The sequence below is a fragment of the Acidovorax sp. KPB24-07 genome, assembly GCF_057543315.1.
The window spans coordinates 1-2888 of sequence record NZ_BAAJYS010000404.1 but is presented as its reverse complement, the minus strand read 5'-3'; the positions used below and the strand labels follow the sequence as shown (position 1 = coordinate 2888).

Annotated in this window: 2 protein-coding genes and 1 pseudogene; 2 read left to right on the top strand and 1 reads right to left on the bottom strand. The window is 68.7% G+C overall.

The features are described from left to right. Positions 1-446, bottom strand: a 446-nt coding sequence (locus AC27IQ_RS21670; RefSeq protein WP_487090744.1) for a LysE family translocator, incomplete at its 3' end; no start/stop codon positions are given. 126 nt (positions 447-572) lie between these two features. On the opposite strand from AC27IQ_RS21670, the gene AC27IQ_RS21665 reads away from it, so the two are divergent. Continuing rightward, the gene (locus AC27IQ_RS21665) at positions 573-2045 is read left to right on the top strand and encodes an aminotransferase-like domain-containing protein (protein ID WP_272566885.1); all 1473 of its coding nucleotides are present in this window, start codon (positions 573-575) and stop codon (positions 2043-2045) included. Positions 2046-2285: 240 nt separating this feature from the next. After that, a pseudogene (locus AC27IQ_RS21660) lies at positions 2286-2888 on the top strand (type VI secretion system Vgr family protein); the annotation flags it as partial.

Sequence of the window (2888 nt, the reverse complement as noted above, 5' to 3'; positions counted from 1 at the left end):
ACCGGCAGCACCACGCCCAGCCGCGCCAGGGCATCGTCGCGCCCGGCGATCCAGCCGGCCACGATGGTCAGCGCCAGCAGCCAGGCCTTGATGTTGACGAACTGCATCGCCGCGCCCTGCCAGAAGCCCACGTCCATGCGCCCGGCCTGCGCCTGGCCCAGTTGGGCGCTGCGGCTCAGCTTGAAGGCCAGCCACAGCAGGTAGCCGATGCCCAGCACCTTGATGCCCAGGCGCACCGCCGGCACCGCCATCACCAGCGCGCCGACACCGCCCGCGCACACCAGCAGCAGGGCGCTCCAGCCCAGGGGCACCGCCCAGACGAAGCGCATCGCGTGGCGCAGGCCGCGGTTGGCAGCGATCGCCGTGGCCAGCGTGGTGTTGGGCCCGGGGCTGAAGCTCATGGCGGTGGCCAGCGCCAGCAGGGCGGTGAATTCGACGAAGGGCATGGGGTGTTGCAGGGGTTGTGGCTTCCAATGTAGGAGCAGATTCCATTACAGTTGCAATACAGTTATTTCGACAATTTCATGATCTGTATTGGTGTTTGCATCAGCACAGTGAAGGAGCCCCCCGCCATGCTGACCCGCACCGCCCGCCGATCCCTGACCGAGCAACTGGCCGAGCGCTTCGCCGAACGCATCCGCGCCCGGCTGCTGCCCGCCGGCGCGCGGCTGCCTTCGGTGCGCGAATGCGCACGGCTGCAGGGCGTGAGCGCGTACACGGTGGTGGCCGCCTACGACCAGCTCCTCGCGCAGGGCCTGGTGGAGGCCCGCAGCCAGCGGGGCTTCTATGTGCGCGACATTGCACAAAAAATGCCTGAAGGGCATATTCCACTAGGGCATGGCGCTATAGAAAAAATAGCAAACGACCGCAAGTCTTCCCCCGTGCTGTCCCCGCTGCCCTCGGGCTCGTGCGTCAATGCCACGGCGCTGATCCGCGGCATGTTCCACCAGGCCTCCAGCCACCCGCAGCCGGGGGCCGGTGTGTTCCCGCGCGACTGGCTGGAAAACACCTTCATGGGCGCGGCGGTGCGCAAGGTTGCCAGCGGCCGGGCGCTGCAGGACAGCTCGCTGCAGTACGGCGACCCCATGGGCGAGCCCACCCTGCGCGAGGTGCTGGCCCGGCGCCTGCAGGGCTTCGGCGTGCCCGCACAGGCCAGCCAGGTCATCACCACCATGGGCGCCACGCACGCGCTGGACATCGTGAGCCGCACCCTGCTGAAGGCGGGCGACACCGTGATGGTGGAAGAACCCGGCTGGTCGGTGGAGTTCGCGCGGCTCGATGCGCTGGGCATGCGCATCCTGCCGGTGCCGCGCGGCGCCCAGGGCCCCGACCTCGCGGTGATGGAGCGCTACTGCGAGGTGCACGCCCCCAAGCTCTTCGTGAGCGTGAGCGTGTTCCACAACCCCACCGGCTACTGCCTCACGCCGGGCAGCGCGCACCAGGTGCTGCAGCTGGCCGGGCGGCACGGCTTTCACATCGTCGAAGACGACACCTACAGCCACATCGCGCCGGAACACGCCACGCGCCTCACGGTGCTGGACGGCCTGGCGCGCACCATCTACGTGAGCGGCTTCGCCAAGATCCTCGCGCCCAACTGGCGCATCGGCTACCTGGCCGCGCCGCCCGATCTGGTGGAGCCGCTGCTGGACACCAAGCTGCTGTCCACGCTGACCACGCCCTCGCTGCTGGAAAAAGCCATGGCCCTGTGCATCGAGCAGGGCATGCTGCGCCGCCACAGCGACCGCATGCGCCAGCGGCTGGCCCAGGCCCGGGCGCGCAGCGTGCAGCTGGCGCTGGAGGCCGGCTGCACCTTCGCGGCCGAGCCGGCCGGCATGTTCGGCTGGGTCGAGACGGGCGTGGACACCGACGTGCTGGCCCAGCGCATGCTGGACGAGGGCTACCTGCTCGCGCCGGGCGCGCTGTTCCACGCCAGCCGCCAGCCGTGCACGCTCATGCGCATCAACTTCACCACCACGCAGGACGCGGCGTTCTGGCGCGTGTTCCAGCAGCAGGCGGCGGCCCTGGCCGGGGGCGTGCGGGGGTGACTGCGGGGGTGACTGCGGGGGTGGCCCGGTGGCCGCCGGGCGGTGCCCCATGGGCCTGGAGATGGGGCGGCGGTCTGTGTGATTTCGTGTGCGTTGCGGCCGAAACAGCCGCAATTGGTTACATCTAGAGGCATTTTCCCGCTGGCGGGGGGATTTCCGGGGGGTGGGATGCGCTCAGCCGCGCACTATCATTCGGCCCATTCCAATCCGACCCACCGGCCCTTCGCGGCCGCTGCACCCATGACACGCCGAGTCACCATCCAGACGCCCCTGGGCGAGCAGTTGCAGTTTCGCCAGCTGCAGGGCAAAGAAGCGCTCTCCGAGCTGTTCTCCTTGGACGTGGACCTGCTGAGCGAGAGCAAATCCATCGACCCCAAGGCCCTGCTGGGCAAGAGCGCCACCATCGTGGTGGAGACCGAAGGGGGCGGCACGCGCTACCTGGACGGCATCGTCACCCGCTTCGGGCTGCAGGGCCAGGACCACCGCTTCTACACCTACAAGGCCCGCCTGAGCCCCTGGCTGTGGCTGGCCACACGGCAAAGCGACTTCAAGATCTTTCAGAACAAGACCGTGCCCGACATCATCGAGGAGGTGCTCGGCAAATACGGCTACCCGCTGCAGCGCAAGCTCACCCAGAGCTACCGCACCTGGGACTACTGCGTGCAGTACAACGAGACCGACTGCGCCTTCGTCTCGCGCCTCATGGAGCACGAGGGCATCTACTACTTCCACGAGCACAGCGCCGGCCAGCACGTGCTCACCCTGGCCGACGACATTCGTCGCCTCGCACAGCCCGCCTGCCCGGGGCCCGCCGTCATCCCTTCTACCCGCCCGAGAAGGCCG

Excerpts from the sequence above, each read along its gene's own strand:
- AC27IQ_RS21665 (WP_272566885.1), top strand. The coding sequence starts at position 573 with ATGCTGACCCGCACCGCCCGCCGATCCCTGACCGAGCAACTGGCCGAG.